Here is a 26,372-nt window from a genome sequence, read left to right on the forward strand (position 1 = left end):
TTTGTTATTTCACTAAAAAAGCATCCAGCGCGATGGTTGGTTTTCCATCGGTATCAAACGCGCCTAATTTATAGCCTTGCCAATCGTTAAAAGCCTGTGGCTCCCAATAGAACACACCTAAACCCTTGGCGCCAGCCACACTGTTGGTTTTTGCTATAATATCCGTTAAAAAAGCTTTGGATGCAGCGGCTTCTGTAGCGGGCATACCTACTTCACACAGCATTACCTCGCTGCCATAACGTGTTACCATATCATTCATGTTAGCCAGGCACTGTACATTAAGCGTTTGCCAGGTTGCAGATGTTGGGTATAAAGACATGCCTATAATATCCCAATTGGCGCCATTGGCTTTTAAGCCATCAAACATCCACCTGAATAAGGTATTATCGTACCCGTTTGACACGTGCACAATTACTTTACTCGTACTGCTTACCGCTTTTACAGCCGTATAACCTGCCTGCACCAATTCGGCGTAGTTTTTCATGTTTACCGAAGCTTTGCCATCTTCCCATAACATACCGTCGTTGGTTTCATTACCCACCTGTACCCATTCAGGCGTAATGCTTTTAGCCTTCAAGGCGTTCATAACGGTTACGGTATAATCATGCACGGTAGTTTTCAACGTAGCAAAATCCAGTGACGCCCAGGCAGCCGGCTTGGTTTGATTAGCGGGATCGGCCCATACATCGCTATAGTGAATATCCAGCATGATACGGAAACCCATTTCTTTGGCACGCACCGCTTTGGCTACCATATCGGCAGTATTACACCAGCCGCTTGCCGGGTTAACCCATACACGCAGGCGTATGGAGTTCATGCCTTTATCTTTCATTATCTGCAACAGATCTTGCTCGGTACCGGCATTGTTTTTAAACTTTACTCCGGCAGCTTCCATTTCAGTTACCCAACTTACATCGGCACCCTTTGCAAAGTTTGCATTCAATGGTACATCCGGAAAATCAGGGGCCGTAATATCTTTAGTGCAACTGCTTGTTAAGGCAGCGCATATAACGGCCGTATATATAAATATCTTCTTCATTATCAGTTAGTTTTTGGTGATGGTATAGCTATAGTTCCCCGGAATACCCAATTTTAAAATAATAGTATAATTGCCGGATGCGGCAACTTTAATATCGGCCCCGTTCAATTTCAGGAAACCATTGGCAGGTGCGTTGTCGCCGTAATTAATGGCCCAATCGTGATTAGCCCTGAATTTTACTGATTTACCTGCCACTAAAGCAGCTGTTACTCTCCATTCTTTATCAGCTACATTAAAACTCATATCGGTATCAACATCCCAGCCGCCCGGTGTGGCATCGCCTACAATACTGAAACTCGTTTTAGTTGCCGACCAGGCATTGGTATTTGTATTGGCAGTCAATAAATAATACCCGGTTGACGGAACAAACAAGTTACCACTGGCCGAGCTGCTAAAGGTGCCCCCTGCCCAGCTATCAGTATTGGTACTGCTTGCCCATCCGTAAGTGGTAGTCCAGTTTACATCACTGGTGTATTTGAATATCAGGTTGGCTGCATCGCCAAAATACACATAGCCCTCGTAGTATTTGTCATCCTTTACAGATGCTAACTTTTCGGCCGTAGCCGGCGACCAGCCCTGGTAAGCGGCAGGCACATACAACGAAGGATAATTAACGATAACCGCGTAAGGCTTAACCGCGAAACTTAACACGTTTGAATACAACGTATCAATGTTAGTGCGCAATTCCGACTTTACCCTTACCTCCAACTCACCGGCTACGCCGGGTGTAAAGCCCATCAGTACTAAAGCGTTGTTAAGATCGCCTACCGTCAATTTCTGTACAAGCGCTGCCGAAGCATCAATGGCGTAATCTTTAGGTGAGGCAAAGTTGTTCCCCTTTTTATCCATTTGCAGGGTGTACTGTATCGCGGCATTGTAGCCATAATTAGCTTTATCCCAGCTAAAGGTTACCGCGTCTTCAGCTGCTTTTTCCTCGCTCAATTCAACAGTTGTGCCGCTGGCTTTTAGTGTTGCCGGGGTACCGATGTTAGATGTAACTTCAGTAGCATCCTTTTTACAACCCTGTAGAACAAAGAGTACCGCAACGGCACTCCATATTATCTTTTTTATATCGATTTTCATTTTTATTACGATTAATAACCTGTGTTTTGCACCAGGTTAGGGTTAGCAATAATATCTGTTGATGGTAATGGGAATAAGGCCCTGTAGGCTTCTACCCCTTTACCGGTTTTCGCGCCACCTTTCCATGGCCACAGGTAATTGTCGCCGGTAAACCTGCCGTACCTGATGAGGTCGCTGCGCCTGAAACCTTCCCAGTATAATTCGCGGCCGCGTTCATCCAGCACATCGTTTACCGTGTAAGAGCTGATATTGCCGTTTGCATTACCATAAGCACGGGCACGCAGCAAATTAAGGTATGATATAGCCGTGCTCTCGGTACCATCGCCGCCGCGTTTTACCGCTTCGGCATAAATAAGGTACATCTCTGCCAGGCGGAACAATGGGAAATCTGTTGATGTATAAACCCCGTTGGCTGATGCCGGTGTTGCACCTGTTGAAGTAATATTTTTGAACTTGGTAACCGCTAAACCATCGGTGTAAACGGTGATGTCGTCCATTTCAATTTTATCGCCTGCAAACATGGCACGCTTATCGGTATTGCCACTATAATCGGCAAAAAGCAACGGCAGGTTTTTGGTAGAGCGCATACCGCCCCATCCCCCGTTAGGCACACCAAACAATTTAGGATCGAGCGCGGCATTGATAGACGCGTTGATAAGATAGGTAGTACCCCCATAAGTTTGCGAGTTAACACCATCATAATTGATAGAAAAAATGGTTTCGGGATTATTCAGGTTGTTATCGCCCAAAAACAGATTACGGTAGTTGCTATGCAGTGAATAACCCGAGCCAATTACCTTTTGAGCATAGTTTGCGGCATCTGTATAGCGACCTTTGCCAGCACCCAGGTAAACTTCGGCGTTTAAATATAAACGTGCCAGCAAAGCCTGCGCGGCTGCCTGATCAGCACGGCCATATTCGTTTTGTTTTGAAGTTACCAGTAAGGGTTCGATAGCTTTCAGTTCGGTTTCGATGTAAGCAAACAGATCGGCCCGTTTTATTTGCGGCGGGATAAATTTACCTATAGGGTCGTTCTCGGTAACGAAAGGCGGGTTGCCAAACAGATCAAGCAATACCCAATATTGAAAGGCCCTTAAAAAACGAGCCTCGGCATTATAATGGCGAATGTTCTCCGCTTCGGCACCGGTGATATTACGACCGCTTATTTTAGCATCGGTTGATTCGCGGATGAACTCGTTGCAGGCCGTAATGTGATACATACTGCGGCTGTAAAGACCGCGTATCATTACGTTGGTCGATGTCCAGTTCATTACGTGAAAGTCCTGCAAACCCGGGTCATTCCAAACTATAGCGGCTTCATCGGTAGTGAGTTCCTGCAAATTCCAAAACAGGCGCAAAAAATCTGATGAGCCCTGGTCAATGCCGGCCACATCACCCACTGTAGCGTCGGGCCCGCCATTACCGGTAAGCGCAAAGCTGCCATATATTTTTGCCAATACCTGCTTATAACCGGCGGGTGTAGCGTAGGCAACATCGGCGGTTATTGCATTGGTTGGCACACGGTCAAGGTCTTTTTTACAACTGCTGATGAAAAGTATCAGTAGCAGCAACCCTGTTATATTTTTTAATGTTTTCATGTATTTATTTAAAAATCAAGGTTAAGGCCTAATACAAAAGTTCGCGGGCGGGGATAAAAGTTATTATCAATACCGCTGCTTATTTCCGGATCAAGACCCGTGTATTTAGTTACCACAAATACGTTTTGGCAGTTGGCATTTACGCGCAAACCTATTTTGCTTTGCGGCCCGAATATTTTACCCGCGTTATACCCTAAGCCAAGGTTATCCATCCGCAGGAAAGAAGCATTCTCTACATAGTAATCGCTCAGGTACTGGTTATTATCAAAGCCTGATTTAAAGATTTCCGAACTGGCATTACCCAAATAACCGGCCGGGTTAAGTATGTTACGTGTTACACCAATATTGGCTTTATTGTTATTGTAAACATAATTACCCAAATTGGCCCTTAACACGGTTGACAGCGACCATTTTTTGTAAGTAACCTGCGTGCTGAAACCCATAATTACTTTTGGCACGGCAGATTTAAAGCGGTAAAGATCTTTCTCATTGATCACGTTATCGCCGTTTAAGTCTTCATAAATACCTTCTTTAGGTTTACCGTTATTGTCATACACCTGTTTGTACAGGTAATACGAGTAGGTGTTGTAGCCAACTGAGTTAATTTGCACGGTATTACCTGTACCACCCGAAATACCGCCTGTTAAAGCACCCGGATAAGTAGGGTTTTCTACATTGGTTAGGTTGGTTATCTTGTTATCATTGTAGGTAAAGTTAAATCCTGCATCCCATTTAAAATCTTTATGCTGCACCGGTATAGCGTTAATGCTTAACTCAATCCCCTTATTTTCAATATTACCTACGTTGGTGGTAATGGTATTGCTAAAGTTTGAGCCCAACGGGATAGGAATGGTGTTCAGCAAATCTTTGGTCTTTTTAAAATACACATCTACCGAACCACTGATGCGGTTGTTCAGAAAACCGAAATCAATACCGGCGTTGTATGTTGCGGTTTGCTCCCATTTGATAGATTTATCATAGGCGGCAGGCGCGTACATGCCATAAAAGGTATCGCCCAGTTGGTATTTGGCAGCCGCCACACTTAACGAGTAAGTAGGCAAATAAGAGTAGTAAGGTATACCATCCTGCTGACCGGTTACACCATAGCTTAACCGCAATTTAAGATCGCTTAATGAGGTTGATTCTTTCAGGAAAGCCTCCTGGTTTATACGCCAGGTGAACGCGACCGACGGAAACACGCCCCACCTGTTCTCCGGCGCGAACCTTGATGAACCATCGGTACGTACCGAACCTGCCAGGATGTACCTGTCGGCCAATGTATATATTACACGGCCGTAGTAAGATAGCAAGGTGTTTTGTGGCTTATCAAACGGAAAGGCAGGTTCAGAACCGGCCACTACGGCGCCATTGGCGTTATAGCTTGGGTAATAAAATATCTTGGTTAAAAAATCATAGTAACCATAACCGGCTGTAGCGTTAATATTACTGTTAATGCTTTTTAGGTCTTTAGTGTAGTTAAGGTAAAACTCAACCACTTTGTTATTTACATTTTGCTGGTATTGGTTATCCAACCCTTGTACCGCAAAGTTTTGCGCGGCCAAAGCAGGTACATCAGTGGCCCCTTTACCGTTTGATACATCGTAGCCTAAATTAAGGTTGGCATGTAGTTCTGGTAAAAAGTGCATGCTGTAATCAAACTGCGCGTTACCGTAGCTGCGTTTAACCTGGCTTTTATCAGTACGCTGTGCCAGCAAACCCACCGGGTTTCTTGGCGCGTTAGGGTTAGGTACTACGGTACCATCGCTGCTGGTGTTTACCCATTCAAAATAATTACCGAAGGTATTTTTAGCATAAACGGGCTGCGTAGGGTCAAACGAAACGGCAGCGCCTATTGCCGCCTGATTGGCAAAACGCGTATCTGTTAATGCGCCCTTCAGGTTAATATCAATTTTAAGGTGATTATCAAACAGCTTCGGATTAAGGCTAATAGCACCCGTAGTACGTTGCAATTTATCGGTAATTAAAACACCTACCTGGTTAAGGTAACCGGCAGATACCCGGTAAGGTATGTTTTTATATGAGCCGGATACGCTGATGTTGTTGTCAGAACCTAAGGAGGTTTGATATATTTCGTTTTGCCAGTTGGTATTAGCCGTACCCATCACGGCTTTTTGCGCGGCTGTACCATTAGTATTTACGTAGTTCCTGAACTCATCTGCCGATAGTACATCCAGCTTTTTACCAACTTTATAGGTAGATAGCTGTGTACTGAAGTTTACTGTTGGCGCGCCTGATTTACCCTTTTTTGTGGTGATCAAAATAACACCGTTAGATGCCCTTGAACCGTAAATGGCGGTAGCCGATGCATCTTTAAGTACAGTAAAGGTTTCTATATCGTTAGGGTTGATCAAACTCAACGGGTTGCTTGCGCCCGAAATGGCATTATTGCTCAAAGGCACACCATCAACCACTATAAGCGGATCGTTACTGGCAGAAAGTGAAGCTCCTCCCCTGATACGGATAACACTACCAGAACCCGGCGCGCCACCGTTAGATGTAATGCTCACACCCGGCACTTTGCCCGCAATGAGTTGCTCGGGTGTAGTGATACTGCCCTTTTGAAAATCTTTAGAGGTAACTGTAGAAATGGCACCCGTAAGGTTCTTTTTTTGTTGCGAACCGTAACCGATGATCACCACCTCATTAAGCCCTGTTGAAGCTGTTTTAAGGTTGAAGTTCAGTTTCACATCACCTGTTGTTACGGTAACCGTTTTTTGCAGGTCAACGTAGCCTATAAACTTTACCGTTACGGCTTGCTCGCCTGCCTTTACATTGATGAGTTTAAAATTTCCGTTAGCGTCGGTAGCGGTTGAGCGCTCGCCTGAGGTTACAGAAGCGCCCGGCAGAGGCAGCCCCTTTTCATCAAGTACCTGTCCGCTGATGCTTGCCGTTTGTGCATGCACCATCTGCACAGCAAAAACAAGCAACAGCATAAGAGTTGTTCTTAAATAAATTTGTTTCATTGAATTGGTTTAATTGGTATGGCTCGATAGAAAATCGAACTGCAATAATAGATGATTAAGCACATTTGCTGTTGTTCAAATCAGCTTATAAATGGTTCAAATCAGCTTATTTATTGCTTAATCAACATTATTTGCGGCATATTGGGCTACATTAACTAAAAACCGTTAATATTGGTGTACAGTTATAAAATAAATGTTTCGGGCAATTATAAATGCCCTGCTTCAATATAGTTTACTGATGAAATTGGTTACCGGTGTTCGCGTTTTTTACAGGTTGATTTTGGCGTGTGTAATAGGCAATGTCATACTGCCAAAAACCGCCATCGCCCAACCGGGAACAATGGCCTTTAGCCACATTACCAACGACCAGGGTTTATCAAACAGCACCATCGAAGCCATTACCCAGGATCATCGTGGCTTTATATGGATTGGTACCCGCGATGGCTTAAACCTTTACGATGGCCGGCAGATCACCGTTTTCAGGCATACCACGGGTAACTCAAAAAGCATCAGCGATAATTACATAAAATTTATCTACGAAGATAAAAGGCAAACCCTGTGGATAGGTACCACCAACGGCCTTAACCGGTATGATGCCCCTTCAAAAACTTTCACTGCTTATGTAAGCCAGCCATCAGGTAAAAACAGCATTAACGGCAATACCATTAATTGTATTATGGAAGACAGCCATGGCATGCTTTGGGTATGCACCAATGCCGGGCTGAATATGTTGGATAGAAAAACAAATAAGTTCAACCTTGCTCCCGGTTTTGAAGGGCCTGTTAATTATATTTTTGAAGATAGGAATGGCAGGTTATGGGTAGCTGTTAATAACGGGCTGATGAATTATGATCTTTCTGAAAAAAAGGCCAAACCGGTTAACATAATCCATACGGCTATTAAGCTAATTCAGCAAGACAGCAAAGGGCGTTTATGGCTGGCTACCGAAAACAGCGGGCTCATTTGTTTTGATCCGTTTAAGAACTACTTAAAAACATTCAGGCATAATGATGCCGATGCTAAAACGCTTGGAAGCGATTTGATATTGAGCTTACTTGCCGACAAGGCCGGTCGCGTTTGGGCAGGCACCATCAACGGCGGACTTAATATTTACGACGACCAAACAGATTCGTTTTTTAAATACACTTACCGGCCCGGTATCAGCGCCGGGTTATCACAACGTACCATATCCTCAATTTTTGAGGACAGGCAAGGCAGTTTCTGGATAGGCACCCACCGCGGGGGTATCAACCTTTACACTCCCAACGCCAAAAAATTCGGCTTATACCGGCAGGAAGCAAGCGGCAACAGCTTAAGCTATAACGATGTAAAATGCTTTGAAGAAGATCATACCGGCCAGATATGGATAGGTACCGATGGCGGCGGCCTAAACATTTTTAATAAGCGTACGCAAACTTTTAAAAGCTACCGCAACAATATCAGCAATGCTATAAGCCTGGCATCAGATGCGGTACTTGATATTACCGAGGACAGACAGCATCGCTTATGGGTAGCAACCTGGGGAGGTGGCGTAAACCTGTTTAACTCCGCGATGGGCACCTTCGAACATTTTACACATAAAGATGCCGATCCGTCATCGATATCATCCAGCTTTGTACAAAATGTTTACCAGGATAAATACAATCAAATTTGGGTAGGCACCTATTTTGGCGGGTTAAACAAGCTTGACCCGGAAACAAGGAAATTTACGCGTGTAATTACCGACTCTGAAGGTAAAACAAGTTTACAAGGCAACAATATTGTATCTATAAACGAGGATGCCGATAACAACCTGTGGATAGGCACTGACGACGGCGGCCTTAATTGTTACAACTACAGCAGCCGTCGTTTTAGCCATTATTTTAACACCGAGGCTCGCAAGCCCGATATAAGGGTAATATTTACCGATAGTAAAAAAAGGTTATGGATTGGGCAATCGGGCCTGTACCTGTTTAATAAACAAAAGAACATTTTCAGTTTATTCAGCACCAAGGCCGGGCTCGATCATTATTTTATAAAAGGCATTGCAGAAGATGATAAAGGCAATTTGTGGATCTCCACATCAAACGGATTAATAAAGCTTAATCCGGATAATAAACAGATCAACAGCTTTAATACCGGCGATGGGTTACAGGCCATGGAGTTTGAAGCTAATGCCGCTATGAAAACCCATAACGGCGAACTGTTTTTTGGCGGCATTAACGGCTTTAATATTTTTAAGCCCGATGAAATAAAAAGCAATCCTTACATTCCGCCTGTTTATATAACCGGTTTCCGGATATTTAATAAAGAAATGGCGCCCGGCCAACCAGAATCGCCATTGGAAAAAGATATCAGCTTTACTCAGTCGGTTAAATTAAATTATCAGCAATCCAGCCTTTCATTCACCTTTGCCGCGCTCAACTACCTTGCCCCGCAAAATAACCGTTACGCTTATAAATTAACAGGCTTTGATAAAAACAAAGTTTACACTTCTGATAACCAGGCAACTTACACCAACCTCGACCCCGGTGATTACACCTTCACGGTAAAAGCGGCTAATAATGATGGTGTTTGGAACAATACCGGCACAAGTATAAAAATAATCATCACCCCGCCATGGTGGCTTACCTGGTGGTTTAAGCTACTGGCTTCATTATTTATTGCCGGCAGTACTTATACGGTTATTTTATTTAGACATAACCAACAGATCAGAAGGCTTGAAGAAGCGAAAAAAGAAGAACTACACCAGTTGCAGCTCCAGTTTTTTACCAATATATCGCACGAGTTCAGAACACCGCTTACCTTAATATTGGGGCCGGTTGAAAAATTGGTCAACAGCATCAGTCACCCTGAAAATACACAGGCATATCAAATTATCTACCGTAATGCCAAGAGGCTGATGCACCTCATTAATGAGCTGATGGATTTTAGAAAAGCGGAATCGGGTGCGTTAAAATTAAAGGTGGCACCAGGTAATATCAATATGTTCTTAACCGAAATAACCGAAGAGTTCGGCTTTTGGGCTCACCAAAAAAACATCAGCTTCACCGTCGATAGCAGTTCCGAGCCCTCCACGGAGATCTTTTTTGACAGGCAGATACTCGAAAAAATACTGCTCAATCTTATCAATAACGCTATAAAATACACCAATGATGGTGGTAACGTAAACGTAGCTCTCTATTTCAGCAAAGATGATTTTACACCATCGTATCAAAACGAGTTGATAATAGATAACGACTATAAAGCTAAGCGGTACATGTACATCTCGGTAACGGATACGGGCATAGGGATTTCGGCCGATTCGATGCCGAGCTTATTTCAGCGATATTACCGTATTACCTCATCGCACCTTGGTTCGGGTATTGGTTTAGCCTTTGTAAAAACGCTTACACTGCTGCATAAAGGCTATATCAATGTTTACAGCGAGCGTTTTAAAGGCACAGAAATAATTATTTCGCTGCCGGTTGATAATGACGATTATACCACTGCCGAACATTGGGCACGTAATAAGCCTTTTGTTCCGGAGAGTTTGTATACCGATGATGATTACCGTTATATAGAAGAGGTAGCTGCTGCCCCGACTGCCAAAGCCACACAGCCGGTATCATCAAAATACATTTTACTGGTAGAAGATAATGATGAACTCCGCGATTTTTTGAAAGATGCCTTAAGCGGCCAATATCATATTATTACCGCTGAAGATGGTGAGGAAGGCCTGTCCATGACATTGAACAAAAACCCTAACCTGATCATCAGTGATGTGATGATGCCACGTATGAATGGCGTTGAGTTTTGTAAAAGGGTAAAAAACAATGAACAAACGCGGCATATTCCTTTTATGTTACTAAGTGCCAAGGATGCCTTAGAAGCACAGTTGGAAGGTATAGGGTCGGGCGCTGATTTTTATTTTTCCAAGCCGGTGAGTATTCACCTGTTACTGCTCACCATCCGGAATATCTTTGAACGCCAGGAAACATTGAAAGATATACATACCGGAGATTATCAAACCGAAATTAAACAAGCGGTACATGATGATAAAGACCGCCAGTTTATAGATCAGCTCATCGCCATTACAGAGTCATCACTAACCAACCCTACCCTGGATGTCGACTATTTGTGCGAGCAGTTAAACATGAGCCGTACCAAATTATATGAAATGATAAAAAGGCTTACAGGGCAATCCATCATCGAATTTATACGCACGGTGAGGCTCAATAAGGCCCGCCATATCATGACCCACGAAGATGTATCCATATCTGAAGTAATACTACGTGTAGGTATCCAAACACAATCGTATTTTACAAAGGCATTCAAAAAAGAATATGGTAAAACGCCGTCGCAATTTTTAGTGGAGTTGAAGAAATAATGGTACCATTTGCTGCCCTGATTTACTAAGTTTTTTAATTGCTTTAAGAACAGTAAATCTTCAAACACATTCCTTTTTGAAGCGACTGAAAATGGTGTAAACAAAGTCATTATTTTTATAAAAAGCTGAATGGTTTTATGTTATTTTAGCTCGCCTTTAAAATAATTTATCACAAAAGCACCTGTTTTGCAATTTACTGAAGACCAGATATTTTCTTTAGCGCCGGATGAAGCCTCTAAAAAGGCGGGGAGCGCTTTGGCTGTGCCCGGCAAATGGGTAACGCTTGCCATCAGTCCGCAGGCGCTTTGGGGCGAATGCCAGGGCAGCGGCAGTAAACCCTACCAAACCCAGGTGGATTTGACTAATATAGCTTTCAAATGCTCCTGTCCAAGCCGTAAGTTTCCATGTAAACATGGTCTGGGTTTATTACTATTATACAGCCGGAAAACAGCTTTATTTGCCGAAGCAGAAATGCCTGGCTGGGTTAGCGACTGGATTGGTAAACGAGGCGAGAAAACAGAAAAAGCAGAAAAGAAAGCCGAACAGGCTGATAAACCAACAGACCCCGATGCCCAGAACAAACGCCAACAAGCGCGCGAACAAAAGGTAAGCGATGGCATTGCCGAGCTAATGATTTGGCTCAAAGACATTGTTCGCAATGGTATTTTAAGTATGCCTGAAAAGAATGCCGTCTATTGGGATGGCATGGCGCGCCGTATGATCGATGCCCAGGCCGGTGGCCTGGCGGCTATGGTACGGGCGCTGGGCGAAACTAACTTTTGGGAGGACGGCTGGCAAAGCAAGTTTATGGACAAGCTACTGCAATTGTACACAGTTGCGCAGGCCTATCAACGTTTGCCTGATCTTAATGAAGCATTACAACAGGATATCCGGTCTGCCATCGGTTTTACAATTAACCAGGAGGAATTAAAGCAACAGGCCGGGGTGACCGACACCTGGCTGGTGCTGGGTAAGGAAGCTACCGATGAGCAGCAGATCACCGTAGAGCGCAATTGGCTTTACGGCCTAAAAACCGGCAGGTTCGCGCTATTTCTGCAATTTATTGCGCGCGGGCAATCCGCTCAGATAACACTTTCGCCGGGGATATATTTAGAAGCCGAACTGGTGTTTTTCCCTTCGGCAGTGCCTTACAGGGCACTGATAAAAACCTATAAACTGATAACACCACCAAAGCATGATTTTCAGGTACTGGCTGGCTGGCAACAGGTAACAGAACAGGAAACGGTTTTAAACAGCCACCTACCCTTTCGTAATGAAATGCCGGCCGTTGTAGCAGGTATAAAACTGGTACAATACCAGCATAGGTGGTGGTTACAGGATGGGCAAGGAAATTTATGCCGACTGCCGGGTAACTTTACACAGCTGTGGCCGTTGGTAACGCTAAGCGGCGGTGAACCGCTTACCATGGCGGTGATTGGGCGGGAAGGTGAATACAGGCCGATTGGCGTATGGCAGCAACAACTATATAAAAGCATTTGATGAAGGCCTGGAATGATATTATAAACGCCGCTATGCTGGGGACAGATAAGGCCATTACTTCACGGGCAGAAATACCGGAAGAAATTGCCGGGATCAATGTCATGATAGACAGCCGGGAAAACGCGGACAAGGACGATATTTTTTTAGCTAAAGCTACGGTGCTGTATAATTACCGGCAGTGTGGTTACATGCCCTTAAATAAACCCGAAGTAACGCTGCCAAAAGCCGAAACGGAAACACAACCCTACTGCACTGCCCCCGCTGCAACAATATTAAAGCAAATACTGGAAGAAGATAACGAGTGGCTGCTTCAATTCTGGCTGCTTCAATGTGCCGGCAAGGGACACCTACTTTTACCCGAGTTTTTGCCGGCTTTACTGGACAAAGCACAGAAGAACGATGAACTACAATCGCTGGTTGTTGCCTGTGGCGGTAAGCGTGGGCAATGGCTAAGTAGTTTAAACCCCGAATGGGATTTTTACAAACCGGCTGCTACAGAAGAACTCTGGCAAAATGGCAAACCTGCCGACCGGATAAAAGTACTGCAAACGATAAGAAGTACAGCGCCCAATGAAGCACTTCAATTAGTAAAAGATACCTGGGAGAAAGAAAACGCAGCCACTAAAACAGACTTCCTTAACCTGCTTAAAACAAACCTTGGCCCTGCCGATCTGGAATGGTTGGAAAGTTTACAAACCGAAAAAAGTGTTAAGGTAAAAGAGGCTGTGCTTGATCTGCTTAAGTCTATCCCGGGCTCATCTATACTGAAAAAATATGAAGAAGTACTGCAACAAGCGGTCACTATAAAAAAAGAGAAGGGCTTGCTGGGCTTAGTCAATAAAACATCTGTTCAGCAACAGTTACCGTCTAATCTGGACGAAAGCATTTTCAAAAGCGGCATCGAAAAGTTGGCCGGGGCGAAAAGTGGCCTTAGCGACGACACGTATATCATCTATCAATTAACAAGATCCGTTCCGCCTTCTTTTTGGGAAAAACAGTTTGATGCAGCGCCTGCGCAAGTGGTGGAGTATTTTGAAAAATATGCCAAAGCCTTACTGCCGGCATTAACGCAGGCCGTTATCCGGTTTAATGCTACAGCCTGGATAAAGCTACTTTTGGAACAACCACAGTTTTATCACGGTTTATTTACCCAACTGAACCCGGCGGAACAGGAACAATATCTGTTGCGTTTTTTCAAACAAGATCCCATGGCCATCATTCAACATGCTTTAAGCGCGGAACAGGAATGGCAGCCGGGTTTTACCCTTGCGGCATTACATTTCATGGCCGACAATCCTTATCAATATAACCGCGGCTTTTTTAAATCAGCCGTACAACTGATCAACACCGGCGTGCTTAACAAACTAGATAGCATTGCTCCGGCCAATGCCAGCCTGCATGGATCCTGGGAAAAGCACCGCCAGTACCTGGCAGGCTTGTTAGCCCTCAAACAACAAACACGACAAGTTTTTAACGTATAATACCAACCAAATGTCACACATATTACGTCAGCACGCCGAACAGGTTTTCGCGCATGAACTGGAAGAACTAAAAAAGCAGGATACCGGCAAGCGCCCGGCCAACTGGGTGCTCACGCCGCAGGGGGTGGTAAGCTATTTGATGGGCGGTAAATTAAAAAATGGATTTGAGGTAACGCCCAAATACATTGGTAACCGCGGTTTGATGGAAATTGCGGTGGCCACGCTCACAACCGATCGCGCGCTGCTGCTGTACGGCTTACCCGGTACTGCTAAAAGCTGGGTAAGCGAGCATCTTTCGGCAGCCATCAGCGGTGATTCTACCCTCATTATTCAGGGTACTGCCGGTACCGGTGAGGAAGCCGTGCGTTACGGCTGGAATTACGCCAAACTGATTGCGCAGGGTCCTTCTGAAGAAGCGCTTGTTGAAACACCGGTAATGAGGGGTATGAAAGACGGAAAGATAGTACGACTGGAAGAACTTACCCGTATCGGCTCAGATGTACAGGATACGCTGATCACTATTTTATCTGAAAAAACCTTGCCGGTTCCTGAGTTGAATATAGAGGTGCAAGCCGTAAAAGGTTTTAACATCATCGCTACGGCAAATAATCGGGATAAGGGTGTCAATGAATTATCGAGCGCGTTGAAAAGACGTTTCAATACGGTGATACTGCCGCTCCCTGATTCAATTGATGACGAGATAGACATTGTGCGCCGCCGTGTGGAAAGTTTTGAAAAGGTAATGGAGTTGCCTGCTGAACCACCTGCATTGCAGGAGATCCGCCGCATTGTTACCATTTTCCGTGAGTTACGAAGCGGTGTTACACTGGATGGTAAAACCAAGATCAAGGTACCCAGCGGCACCTTAAGTACTGCCGAAGCAATTTCTGTAGTTAACAGCGGCATGGCCATGGCCGGTTATTTTGGTGATGGAAAGTTAACAGCGTCAGATCTTGCTGCCAGTATCATTGGCTCGGTGGTAAAAGACCCGGTGCAGGATAAACTAATCTGGCAGGAATATTTGGAAACCGTGGTAAAACCACGTAATGATTGGAGTGACATTTACCGCGCCTGCCGCGATTTATAATAAACTGCTATGGCCGTACATCTTTTAGGCATCAGGCACCATGGCCCCGGTTCGGCCAGAAATGTGAAGGCATTTTTGGAAGCCGTAAAACCCGACATTGTACTGGTGGAAGGACCGCCGGAGGCCGATGCCCTTTTAAATTGGGTGGGCAATGCCGGGCTTGTTCCGCCTGTGGCGCTGCTTTGTTACCAGCCGGACGATCCTCAGCGCTCGGTATTTTACCCTTTTGCTGGTTTCTCGCCCGAGTGGCAGGCTATTAAATATGCCAGGGCGCAAAACATTCATGTACGTTTTATGGATCTGCCGGCCGGCAATCAAATGCTGATTGAAAAAACGCAGCGCGAAGAGGCAAAAGAAGTGCCGGATATGGAGCCGGAACATATTAACCAGGACGCGCAGGCCTACGAACAATTACACAGGAACCCGATCAGCTATCTATCAGACGCGGCCGGTTTTAACGATAGTGAGAAATGGTGGGAACATGCTTTTGAATACCGCACAGATAACAATGAGGTATTTGACGCGGTAGCCGAAGCCATGCAGGCACTGCGCGAAAGTTTCCCGAAGCGTGACCAGCGGTTGGAAAATATGCGTGAGGCCTACATGCGCAAAACCATCCGCCAGGCCGAAAAGGAAATGTTCCATACTATCGCCGTCATCTGCGGCGCATGGCATGTGCCGGCTTTAAAGGCAAAAGTTAGTCAGAAAGAAGATAACGAGTTACTGAAAGGCCTGCCAAAAACAAAAACAGAATGTACCTGGATCCCCTGGACATTCAACCGGTTAAGCTTTTACAGCGGTTACGGCGCAGGCATTAACTCGCCGGGCTGGTACAGTCATATTTGGCACAATCCTGCCGATGATGGTACCCTGTGGTTAACTGACGTAGCCCGGTTATTCCGTAAAAAGGAAATGGACACTTCCACCGCGCATATTATTGAAGCAGTAAGGCTTTCAGAAGCCCTGGCATCAATGCGTGGGTTACCCAAGGCCGGGCTGGAGGAAATGAATGAGGCTGTACTCAGTGTATTTTGCAATGGTGAGCGCATTTTGCTGCAACTTGTACAGGAGGAATTAATAGTTGGGCACCGCATTGGCGAAGTACCTGCCGATATTCCGAAACCGCCGCTGCAACTGGATATTGAAAAACAACAAAAGAAACTGCGTTTACCCCCCACTGCTGATTTTAAAGATTACACGCTGGATCTGCGTAACGATACCGACTTGCAACGCAGCGTATTACTTCACCGTTTACAATTGTTGGGCATTAACTGGGGCAAGCAGCAACAGGTATCGGGTAAAGGCACGTTTAAAGAACAATGGCGGCTGCAATGGGATCCGGGCTTTTCGGTAGATATCATTGAACGCGGCAACCTTGGCAATACGGTTGCGGAGGCAGCAACGGGCAGCGTGCTTAGCCAACTGCGCGAGGCTACAGAACTAAAAATTATCAGCGAGCTGCTTGAACGAAGTATCCCCGCCGAACTGCCTGATGCCATTGAAGCGTTAATACAACGACTGAATAATGTCGCGGCGGCATCGGCAGATGTATTAGCGCTGATGCAATCTATTCCGGGTTTGATAGGTGTGGCCCGCTATGGCAACGTACGGAAAACCGATATGGACATGGTGCTGGGTATCATTGGCAGCATTTTCACGCGTGTATGCGTAAGCTTACCCAGCGCCTGTGTGGGCATTGATGAAGAAGCGGCGGCAGAATTGCTTGGCTTGTTCCAGCAATTGAATGATGGTGTAAGCCTTTTACAGCAGCAGGATATGATGCAGGAGTGGCAACAAACACTGCTGATTATTGCCCGAAATAAAAATACCACGCCTGTTATCGGCGGCTACAGCACCCGTTTGCTGAACGATGCACGCATAGTAACCAGCGAAGAATTGATGCAGTATTTCAGCTACGCCATGTCGCAGGCCAGCGCGCCTATGACGGCTGCCGCCTGGCTGGAAGGTTTTTTAAGGGGCAGCGGCACCCTGCTGTTGCTGGATGAAGACCTTTGGCTGGTGGTAGATAACTGGATAAGCAGCCTCGAAAAAGAGATATTTATCCAGGTACTTCCTTTACTGCGCCGTACTTTCGCGCATTTTTCGCCGCCCGAAAGACGCAAGATTGGCGAGAAAGCAAAATCAGGCGGCGCAGACGGCAAATCCCCGTATGCCATTACTGAAACAGGTTTTGATGCAGAACGCGGCAAAAAAGGCTTGCCTGTAATGATTGAGCTCCTGGGACTAAACATAAAAAACACCTGAAATGGAAACAACAGCACAACACCTGCGTAAGTGGCGCCTCATTTTGGGCGGCAATCAACAGGATGGTACGCAATATCAGCTTGATGAAACTGACCTGAAGGTTGACCGCACATTGGAAGCGCTGTATGATAGCGAACGTGGTGGAGGCTTGGGTGCGTCATCCCCAAATGTAAGTCGTTGGTTGGGCGATATCCGTGAATTTTTTCCGTCGAGCGTAGTGCAGGTAATGCAGCAGGATGCCCTTAAGCGCCTTAACCTCACGCAAATGCTTTTTGAAAAAGAAATGCTGGAAACCGTAGAGCCCGATGTACACCTGGTAGCCACCCTCATGACGCTGAGCCGCGTAATCCCAAACAAAACCAAAGATACGGCCCGGCAGGTAGTGCGCAAAGTAGTAGATGAACTGACAAAAAAATTGGCCGAACCCACGCGACAGGCTATCGTAGGCAGCCTGAACAAAAGTATCCGCAATATGCGGCCGCGCCATAATGAAATTAACTGGAACGCCACCATCCGCAAAAACCTGAAACATTATCTGCCGGAGTATAATACGATTATCCCCGAAACCCGTATTGGCTACGGCCGTAAAAGGTCATCATTAAAAGATGTGATCCTTTGCCTTGATCAAAGCGGCTCCATGGGTTCATCAGTGGTGTATTCCGGTATTTTCGGTAGCGTAATGGCTTCTATCCCGGCAGTAAAAACCAAAATGGTGGTGTTTGATACCGCCGTGGCCGATCTGACCGATGAACTAACCGACCCGGTGGAGCTATTATTCGGCGTACAGTTGGGTGGTGGTACTGATATTAATGCCGCCCTCACCTACTGCCAGCAAATTGTTACCCGGCCATCTGATACCGTAATGGTACTGATCACCGATCTTTACGAAGGCGGTAACGTAAAAGATATGCGCCGGCGTATGACAGAGATTGTGGCCTCGGGTGTACAATTGGTTGTGTTACTGGCTTTGAATGACGATGGCGCGCCATCTTATGATCACAATAACGCGCAGTTTCTGGCCGATCTGGGTGTACCGGTATTTGCCTGCACGCCGGATAAATTTCCGGACCTGATGGCAGCGGCGCTAACGAAACAGGATATCGCCCTATGGGCAGCCAGGGAAGATCTGGTGATCAGGAAATGATCGTATAATTGTTCCGGTATTTGCCGAGAGCTGTTTCTGTTCCTATTCGCGGCATTCGAAATATGGTTTTTTACATCAAATAAGCACTCCAAGCACCAGGCTGAATTGCCCTCTGTTCGCGTCAAGCACGCATAGGAGACATCTTTCGTAGTTTTTTCCGGCCTGATGGTTTAAAATGACATGTTCGTTAAATAATATTTCCCTAAGTAGCTGATATTATTTATTTTCGTACACGTCATAAATTATTGTTTTATGATGCTGCTAAACAGCCTTATCATATTTCTCTATGCCCACCCCTATTACCCCGCCTGCAAATCTTAGTGCCTTTATAAATAAATACCTTACGGTAATACTATTTATTACGCTATTTACTGTAATGCCTGCAATAAGTTTTGCACAGTTAAGGAGCATACATCTTGAAAGCGACGAAAATAATCATCTACGTAAAATCAGCATGTACAGTGCAGCCGAAGGATACATGGCGTTTAGCCGGTTCATTGGTTTTACTACAGATAGCGGGCGAACTTTTACACAAAAGAAGATAACATTAAGTAATGTAGATTTTAACGGAAATAACGTAAATCTCACATTTGGTTTTGGAATATCGGGTGTTAAGGCCTTCAATAAAAATAAGATAATCGTATACGGCGATTACGGCCTTGTACCGGTAATATTGTATTCAGCTAATGGTGGCGATACATTTAAGGTGGTTTATTATTCGCAACACCGTTTTGTGCCGGGCTCGGAAGTAACTGATATGGCTTTTCCTTCTAATGCGTTAGTTGGTTACGCTTCCGATTATGACCAGATCATAAGAACCACGGATGGCGGTCTTACCTGGCAGGTGGTTAAAACACATAACGAAGCTCATTTTACAGGCGTGCAGGCATTTGATGATAATAAAGCAATTGCATTTAGTGGCTATGGAAATAGTAATGTTTTTTATATAACTACCAACGGAGGTATTAGCTGGGTTGCCCCTGCCCTGCCCGAAAAAAACTTAAAATACGTTTATTTTTTAAATGACAAAGAGGGTTTGTTAAGTACATCAAACGGAACATTTTGGAAAACCGGCAACAGCGGCAGTAATTGGCTAAAACAAAATGACGAACAAGTAACACCTTTTATAGCCGAAAAAATAGTGCTTATCAACGATTCTACAGGTTATGCGCTAAGCAATAATTTTGATGTTTATAAAACCACTAATACAGGTAAAGTGTGGGAAAAACTGCCTCGCGATAATAAGTATACTTACCTGGGCTACCCATTAATAGATATGCAATTATTAGGCAATTATCTATGGGCCGGTGGTGGGCACGGCTTTTTACAGTTGAGTACTAACGGCGGCGGTTTGCCTATACCTAAAGCAGTGTTTACGATGGATCAGAGCGCGGTGGAATCGGGCGGTTCTTTAAAACTTACCAATTACAGTAAATCGGGCTATACTTACAAGTGGCTAAAGAACGGCAAAACATTTAGCACCAACTATAACGCCGGCTATATACCATTTATTTACGGCCCAAATGATACATTGCAATTAATAGTATCAAATAAGCAATTTTCTGATACAGCAACACAGTATACTACATTTAGCAAACAACCCATAATCGACGATTTTTTACCCAAAAGCGCTCCACGGGGTACCATGGTTAAAATTACTGGTTACAAACTTGATGATGTTACAGGCGTGAGCTTTGGTGGAGTTCCGGCTACATCATTTACGGTATCTTCATATGTTATTTCAGCACAGGTGGGCGCAGGTTCATCAGGCAAAGTAACCATTACTACTAAACATGGCAGCAGCGTAAGCGCGGATGGCTTTGTTTTTTTGCCGGCTCCTGTTATTACCTCAATTGAACCGGCGGCAGCCACAGTAGGAAGCAAGATAGTTATCAAAGGAAAAAATTTCAATGATGTAACCAGCATGAAATTTGCCGGGCTTGAAGAGGCTACTTATACCCTTGTTTCACCTACACAAATTGAAATGGAGGTACCTAATGTTCTTTCGGGCGATATTATTCTTTATTCGCCTAATGGCGCCGCCCAATACAAAGGATATAAAATTTTGCCGGTAATTACCTCGGTAAACCCCACTACCGGTGGTTTCGGCACACCAGTTACTATTTACGGTACCGGTATGTATTATGATTATATACTTTCTGTAACAGTTGACGGGCAGCCTGTAAGAGAAATGCAAGACACACATGGCGATGGCGCAGTACGTGTAATATTGGGCGAAGGCAGCAAAGGTGTAATTAAGTTAACTACAACATCGGGCAGTTACACTTTTAATGGGTTTACTTATAATAAAAAACCTTACATATCTTCCATATCTGCCACGTCCGGCAATCCCGGTGAAAGTATCACTATAAAAGGCGGAAACTTCAACAATACGAGTTCGCAAAACTTCGTATACTTTGGCTCGGTACGTGCACAAGTTACGTCTGCAACATCTAATTCTGTTACAGTTACAATACCTACAGGTGCCCTTTACGGTCAAATTACATTGATAACCGGTAACTCAACTTGTTACTCTGCCGCAAACTTTACACCTACTTTCAAAAATGGTGGTCCTATTACAGAAAAATCTTTCGGGTCAAAATTTAATTTTTCTGCCGAAGGCGAGTCATCTACAGTAAGGCTTGGCGACATTGACAGTGATGGAAAGCCCGAAATGATATTTGCCGTAGGTAACAATACCAGGCATGTAGTTGCTGTAAAGTTTAATAAAAGTGAGCCGGGGCTTTTCAAATTTAAAACTTCACACTTAACTGTGAGTCTTAGAACAGAATGGGGCAGATGGATTGACGCTACTGTTGCCGACTGGAACAATGATGGTGAACTGGATGTGCTTTCGCAAGCCGATGGTAATTCTGGAAGTAGACCAAAAAATGTATTCGCGTTTACAAAAATACGGCTAAGGAAAGACGAAAATGAGGAATTTGCCGATTTCATTCCCAATGTGGCGGGGTGGTTCAATTCAGAAAGTTACTGGGGCGATGTAAGTAGTCTTGTATTGTATGATCTGGATCAGGACGGTAATAAGGAATACATCCAAAAGGGCATGAATGGATTTAATGAGATGCGTATAGCTGATGCAGACGGCGATACAAAACCGGATATATTTTCTCTGCATGATAAAGATCTTTTTATTGTTCTTAACAATAGCACAAAAGGAGATACAGCTTACGCCTACCCTATTACCTTAAATTTTAATGACCCGATAAGCGACATCGCTGTTGTTGATTTTGACGGCGATAATAAGCCCGAACTAATTGTAGGCACGGGCGATGGAATAGTTATATTGAAAAACAACAGTACGCCGGGCCATGTTCAATTTACCCAGGTGTTTAAATATACAGGATTTACTTCCCCTCACCTTGGCATAGGCGACCTTAATGGTGATGGCAGGGTTGATTTGATAGCAGGTGGCGTTAACAAATTAAGCCTGTATCAGAATACTTCATTAAACGGAAAAATGGCTTTTGGCCCCCCAATTGCAGTAGCTGCTGATGGCCAATGGCCAATGAATGTGATTGATTTAGATGGCGACCAACACCCGGACATTGTATCCAGCGGTGGTTGGATATTGCGCAACCTCATTGACGCCCCACAAATAACATCATTTACGCCGGAGGGGGGTGGAAAAGGCACCATTGTAGCCATTAAAGGTGATGAATTTACGGGAGCTACTTCAGTAACCGTAGGCGGAGTGCCCGTACAATCATTCACTGTCAATTCAGCTACTACAATAACCGCCGAGGTAGCTGAGGGCGCCAAAGGTTATATTACGATAACCACCCCTAAATCTACAGGAGTTTCACTTACTCAATTTGTGTATGTGGAGGTTCCGAAAATTGTTAACACCACGCCGTTAGTGTTTAATACCGGAGGTTCGGTGAAGCTTGACGTAAGCAATTCAGATAACCTGATCCATTATCAATGGAATAAAGATGGCGCGCCAATAAACGGTGCGACCGCTGATACTTACACTGCACGCGAATCTGGCAATTATAGCGTAACGGCCTGGTTCGAAAGTGCTGCCAAATTAACCTCATTGCCGGTTGCAGTGCAAACGGTATTTATTTTACCGGCAAATAATTTCAACGTTCTGGTTATTAACAACGCCTGTAACGGGGCCGCTAATGGTGCAATCAACATAACTGCTAACGCCCTGTACAATTATACAGCTACTATAACCGGTACACTCAGCAAAACAGTATCATTTACAAAAACAACCAGTATAACCAACCTGCCGGCAGGCACCTATACGGTTTGCATTACAGTTGATGGCCAGCCTGCTTACCAGCAATGTTACACACTTACCGTGAAACAGCCTGCCAACCTGAGCATGTTTGCCACTGTTGACCGCGCTAACAATAGTGCAACCCTTCAACTATCCGGAGGTGATGTGTACCATATTGAAGTAAATGGTGAAAAATATAGCACTTCAGCAAACAGCATTACTTTACCGCTAACCGAGGGCGATAACCGCCTAATGGTGACAACAGATCTGGCTTGCCAGGGTTCTGTTGAAAAAAACATTGCAGTTACAAGCGCAGTATTAGCTTACCCGAGCCCTTTTACAAATACATTGAACATTAATATTGGCAGCCGAATAATTAGTAAGGCCGCGATTAAAATAAACGATATGGCAACCGGCCGACTTGTTTACAGCGGCAACTTCGTTAATCGTAAAGGCACAATTACTATTGACGTAGCCGACATTTACACCGGTGTATACGCCCTCACCGTAATACTCGACAATAAAAAAACTATCATTAAAATAACAAAATGAAAAAAAAGTTTACCGGTATTTTTGTAGCTATTATATTGCTTTTAGGCTGCGCTAAAAAAAACGCGTCAGTACCAGATCCGGAGCCTGAACCAGAGCCGGTATACGGTATAGCCGCACTGATAACGCCCGCGCAAAATGAAATATGTGTTAGCGGTACGGTTGTTTCGAGCAACTTAAGTGATGTCACTTTTAATTGGGGCAAAGTGACAGATGCCATTAGTTATAACGTTGTTATAGAAGACCTGCTTACTCATGATACTGTTGAACACGAAACGGTAATAAACAGCATAACCAGCAGGCTTAAACGCGGCACACCTTACAGATGGAATGTTACAACTATATTTAATACCAAAAGTGGAGATAAACACATAACAAACAGTGCCATATGGAAATTTTACAATAGCGGCGAGGCCACATACTATTATGCTCCGTTCCCGGCCGAACTGAAAGAACCATTATTGGGGCAATTACTAAACAACACCTCTTATGTTATGCGCTGGGATGGTAGTGCAGTAAATAATAACATTACCGGCTATGATCTGTACTTTGGTAAAACACCTTCTCCGCCTTTATACCAGTCGAACGTTTTTAATAATTATCTTAGCGTTAGTTTAGAACAAAATACCACCTACTATTGGAAAGTTGTTACGCACGATGTTAATGGCAACACATCTGAATCTGCCATTTTTCAGTTTGCGAATCAATAATAGCTTTTATCGAATAATAAATAAGTAGTTATAAATAACTTAACACGAATCACTTGCCCCGATACAGAAAGCAATTTTCAACCGATTATCAGTAAGTTATGATATTTTAGCACCAAATCAGAAACAAATTACCCGACCTAAATTAGGTCATTTTTGATACTATCCTGTTACCCGGGGTGTGGATAACCAGACAATAGCAGGCATTATTTTTCAATTTTTGACATTACAAAAGCCTGTTAAAAAAATTTAACAGGCTTTTCTTTAATATAATTAGCCGACCCTATTTCAAAGAACAACCGAGGGTTGCTTATTGAGATTCATAAAGATAGGCCTTACCTATGTGACCTGAATCGAATGTTCATTTCGCTAAGAATTTATAACGCTTAAGGTATTCATCATTTATATTTATGGTACAGAATACTAAAGTATAACGGTTTCCCCATCCTGTAAACGGCGTATATTGATCTCCTGAGCCGAACCGGCTTGATTTAAGGCATAATCCAGATCAGGATATTGTGTATAAGCTGGTGCATTATGGAATTGTGCATAGTGCATTGGTACCAATATTTTTGCACCGAGTATACGGGTAGCAGTTACGGCTTGTGCCGGAGTCATCGTACCAAACATTTCAGCAGTTGGCATGATACCAGGGACTGCGCCTACCACACCATTAACCGGCAAAAAGGTGGTATCAAATGGTCCGTATTGCTGCGCAATTTTCCACCAGTAGCCATGCCAGTTGGTATCGCCACCGTGCAAAATAGTGTGCTGGCCATTGCTTATCACATAAGAAACCTGTTCATCGCCGATCCAGTCTACCGCTGGAACAGCGGTTACCTGGAAATCGCCTACCATAAATGTTTCATTCAATTTAACAGCCTGAACTTCTAAGCCGCTATTTGCCCCTAAAGCTTTTACAGTTTCGGGCCCATAAATATTTCCTTTGCTGCCTATCAGTTCGCGTAATAGCGGCTGGTCAAAGTGATCCTGATGAATGTGTGTAACCAAAGCATGAGCGGTTAATGTTTTGGTAAAGGGAACCGATAATATTGGAAACTTTGGTTCGCCTAAAAATGGTCTCATATTAGCCACGTTTTGCAGCGCATCTATATAGAGGGTGGTAGTTGCGCTTTCCAGCATCAGGCCAGCCCAAGATAATCTTGTAATTTTCATTTGATTAGAATTAAGGGTAAAAAACCTGCTATCCAATTCTTGGATAACAGGTAACGGATGACTGATTATTTAAGGAACGTTTTCAGTTGGGCTGATGCCTGGATAAACAATGCTTTGGTTTGTGGCAATTCTGAAAGCGGATTCAGCAATCCGAAATCGTGAATCATGCCGTTGTACCTTACGGTGGTTGCGATAACTCCGGCATCTAATAATTTGCGGCCATATGCTTCACCTTCGTCGCGTAATACATCATTTTCAGCAACTTGTATTAAGGTTGGCGGCAACCCTTTCAACTGGTCAATGGTAGCCAATAATGGAGATACGTAAATATCATTTCGTTTGCTACGATCAGGAACGTATAAGTCATACAAGTAATCCATGAACTTGGTGGTTAAAAACCTGTCGGCACCAAATGATTTGAATGATTCTGTGGTGAAATCAGTATTGGTAGTTGGCCACATTAAAATAACAGTTTTAAGTTCAGGGCCTTTACGTTCTTTAGCTAAGATGGAAACTACGGCAGCCATATTACCACCGGCACTGTTGCCGATGATGGCTAACCTTTTACTGTCAAGTTTAATTTCTGCACCATGTTCTGACACCCATTTGGTAGCAGCATATACTTCATTAACGGCCACTGGATAGGCCGCTTCCGGTGTGCGGGTATATTCTACGAATACTCCTGCCGCGCCTGATCCCAATACCAAATCTCTAACCATGCGTTTATGTGTTGGATAATCGCCTAATATCCAGCCACCGCCATGGACAAAGATGAACGCGGGTAATATTCCCGTAACACCTTTAGGGCGCATGATAAATATTTTAACGGTTACACCGTCCTCGGTAATTGTTTTTTCTGATTCAGTTATGCCTGAATAATCATAGGTAACACTGGCTTGTGCGCCTTCAAGCACTCTGCGGGCATTTTCCTTTGATAGAGTTTCTATGCCTGGGCCATCATGAATAGCCCCCAAGAATGAACGTACTACAGGGCTTAAATGCTCGTCTGTAGTGTAATCCTTGATTTGAGCATTGACATTTGTTGTTGCTGCGGTTAAAATAATGCCTGCAACCAACGCGATTGCTTTTTTGCCTGATTTTTTGATTTGAGTTTTCATTGTATTGTTGTTAAAGTGTTTATGTCTTTATTGACAATACAAAGGTG

Annotated in this window: 14 protein-coding genes; 8 read left to right on the plus strand and 6 right to left on the minus strand. The window is 44.3% G+C overall.

Annotated features, from left to right (window positions below; translation table 11 throughout):
* Positions 1 to 4 precede the first annotated feature (4 nt).
* The 4 genes from AC07NA_RS15040 to AC07NA_RS15055 are packed head-to-tail and all read right to left on the minus strand — an operon-like array spanning position 5 to position 6,704.
* Complete coding sequence (locus tag AC07NA_RS15040; protein WP_494898392.1) at positions 5 to 1,039, minus strand: glycoside hydrolase family 53 protein; 1,035 nt, start codon at positions 1,037 to 1,039, stop codon at positions 5 to 7.
* 6 nt (positions 1,040 to 1,045) lie between these two features.
* Positions 1,046 to 2,122: a SusE domain-containing protein gene (locus tag AC07NA_RS15045; protein WP_494898393.1), complete on the minus strand. Its 1,077-nt coding sequence runs from the start codon at positions 2,120 to 2,122 to the stop codon at positions 1,046 to 1,048.
* A gap of 11 nt (positions 2,123 to 2,133) precedes the next feature.
* Positions 2,134 to 3,720 (minus strand): RagB/SusD family nutrient uptake outer membrane protein, encoded by a 1,587-nt coding sequence (locus tag AC07NA_RS15050; protein ID WP_494898394.1) that lies wholly within the window; start codon positions 3,718 to 3,720, stop codon positions 2,134 to 2,136.
* 8 nt (positions 3,721 to 3,728) lie between these two features.
* A complete protein-coding gene (locus AC07NA_RS15055; RefSeq protein WP_494898395.1) occupies positions 3,729 to 6,704 on the minus strand; it encodes a SusC/RagA family TonB-linked outer membrane protein in 2,976 nt (991 codons plus the stop codon).
* Between the two features lie 238 nt (positions 6,705 to 6,942).
* Here AC07NA_RS15055 and AC07NA_RS15060 point away from each other — a divergent pair, with 238 nt between their 5' ends.
* The 8 genes from AC07NA_RS15060 (at position 6,943) to AC07NA_RS15095 (ending at position 24,034) form a co-directional block, all read left to right on the plus strand.
* Positions 6,943 to 11,052 carry a hybrid sensor histidine kinase/response regulator transcription factor gene (locus AC07NA_RS15060; RefSeq protein WP_494898397.1) on the plus strand — a complete coding sequence of 1,370 codons (4,110 nt, stop codon included), beginning with the start codon at positions 6,943 to 6,945 and terminating at the stop codon, positions 11,050 to 11,052.
* A gap of 186 nt (positions 11,053 to 11,238) precedes the next feature.
* Positions 11,239 to 12,552: an SWIM zinc finger family protein gene (locus AC07NA_RS15065; protein ID WP_494898398.1), complete on the plus strand. Its 1,314-nt coding sequence runs from the start codon at positions 11,239 to 11,241 to the stop codon at positions 12,550 to 12,552.
* Positions 12,552 to 14,033, plus strand: coding sequence for a DUF5691 domain-containing protein (locus AC07NA_RS15070; RefSeq protein WP_494898399.1), 1,482 nt, complete (start codon positions 12,552 to 12,554; stop codon positions 14,031 to 14,033). Before AC07NA_RS15065 ends, AC07NA_RS15070 begins: the two co-directional genes overlap by 1 nt.
* 10 nt (positions 14,034 to 14,043) lie before the next feature.
* Complete coding sequence (locus AC07NA_RS15075) at positions 14,044 to 15,120, plus strand: ATP-binding protein (protein ID WP_494898400.1); 1,077 nt, start codon at positions 14,044 to 14,046, stop codon at positions 15,118 to 15,120.
* A gap of 9 nt (positions 15,121 to 15,129) precedes the next feature.
* Positions 15,130 to 17,385: a DUF5682 family protein gene (locus AC07NA_RS15080; RefSeq protein ID WP_494898402.1), complete on the plus strand. Its 2,256-nt coding sequence runs from the start codon at positions 15,130 to 15,132 to the stop codon at positions 17,383 to 17,385.
* Between the two features lies 1 nt (position 17,386).
* Complete coding sequence (locus AC07NA_RS15085) at positions 17,387 to 18,529, plus strand: VWA domain-containing protein (protein ID WP_494898404.1); 1,143 nt, start codon at positions 17,387 to 17,389, stop codon at positions 18,527 to 18,529.
* Positions 18,530 to 18,815: 286 nt separating this feature from the next.
* On the plus strand, positions 18,816 to 23,327 hold the full coding sequence (locus tag AC07NA_RS15090) for an IPT/TIG domain-containing protein (RefSeq protein WP_494898405.1): 4,512 nt from the start codon (positions 18,816 to 18,818) through the stop codon (positions 23,325 to 23,327).
* Complete coding sequence (locus AC07NA_RS15095; protein WP_494898407.1) at positions 23,324 to 24,034, plus strand: hypothetical protein; 711 nt, start codon at positions 23,324 to 23,326, stop codon at positions 24,032 to 24,034. Before AC07NA_RS15090 ends, AC07NA_RS15095 begins: the two co-directional genes overlap by 4 nt.
* Positions 24,035 to 24,454: 420 nt before the next feature.
* On the opposite strand, the gene AC07NA_RS15100 is transcribed toward AC07NA_RS15095, so the two are convergent.
* On the minus strand, positions 24,455 to 25,207 hold the full coding sequence (locus tag AC07NA_RS15100) for an MBL fold metallo-hydrolase (protein ID WP_494898409.1): 753 nt from the start codon (positions 25,205 to 25,207) through the stop codon (positions 24,455 to 24,457).
* 65 nt (positions 25,208 to 25,272) lie between these two features.
* Positions 25,273 to 26,325 carry an alpha/beta hydrolase gene (locus tag AC07NA_RS15105; RefSeq protein WP_494898411.1) on the minus strand — a complete coding sequence of 351 codons (1,053 nt, stop codon included), beginning with the start codon at positions 26,323 to 26,325 and terminating at the stop codon, positions 25,273 to 25,275.
* Positions 26,326 to 26,372: the final 47 nt, after the last annotated feature.

This window comes from Mucilaginibacter sp. GW821-FHT07G05 (genome assembly GCF_059418565.1).